A 934-nucleotide genomic window follows, 5' to 3' on the forward strand; every position below is an offset into this window, starting at 1 on the left:
GAGCTTGCTCTTTGGGGTTGTGGGACGTCTCACATGGAGTTACAAAGGAACCGGTTAAGCGAAGAGGTCTGGAAAGGCCCGCCAAAGAAGGTAAAAGCCCTGTAATTGAAAGTTGGTTCCCTCCGAGACGGATCCCGAGTAGTGCGGGGCACGTGAAACCCCGTATGAATCCGGCAGGACCATCTGCCAAGGCTAAATACTTCCTAGCGACCGATAGTGAAGCAGTACCGTGAGGGAAAGGTGAAAAGCACCCCGGAAGGGGAGTGAAATAGAACCTGAAACCGTGTGCTTACAAAAAGTCAGAGCCCGTTTTAGGGGTGATGGCGTGCCTTTTGTAGAATGAACCGGCGAGTTACGTTCCCGTGCAAGGTTAAGGTGAAGAGCCGGAGCCGCAGCGAAAGCGAGTCTGAATAGGGCGAATGAGTACGTGGACGTAGACCCGAAACCGGGTGATCTACCCCTGTCCAGGGTGAAGGTGCGGTAACACGCACTGGAGGCCCGAACCCACGCATGTTGAAAAATGCGGGGATGAGGTGGGGGTAGCGGAGAAATTCCAATCGAACTCGGAGATAGCTGGTTCTCCCCGAAATAGCTTTAGGGCTAGCCTCGGAAAACAGAGTCGTGGAGGTAGAGCACTGATTGGGTGCGGGGCCCGCAAGGGTTACCAAGCTCAGTCAAACTCCGAATGCCATAGACTTACTTCCGGGAGTCAGACAGTGAGTGCTAAGATCCATTGTCAAAAGGGAAACAGCCCAGACCATCAGCTAAGGTCCCCAAGTGTGTGTTAAGTGGGAAAGGATGTGGAGTTGCACAGACAACCAGGATGTTGGCTTAGAAGCAGCCACCATTGAAAGAGTGCGTAATAGCTCACTGGTCGAGTGACTCTGCGCCGAAAATGTAACGGGGCTAAACACACCACCGAAGCTATGGCTTG

Annotated in this window: 1 rRNA gene; it reads left to right on the plus strand. The window is 53.2% G+C overall.

Annotation, left to right across the window (positions count from 1 at the left end):
- Nucleotides 1-934 (plus strand): 23S ribosomal RNA (locus tag M3629_RS27940); the annotation flags it as partial.

The sequence above is a fragment of the Paenibacillus polysaccharolyticus genome (genome assembly GCF_023714295.1).
GTDB classification, from domain to species: domain Bacteria; phylum Bacillota; class Bacilli; order Paenibacillales; family Paenibacillaceae; genus Paenibacillus; species Paenibacillus polysaccharolyticus_A.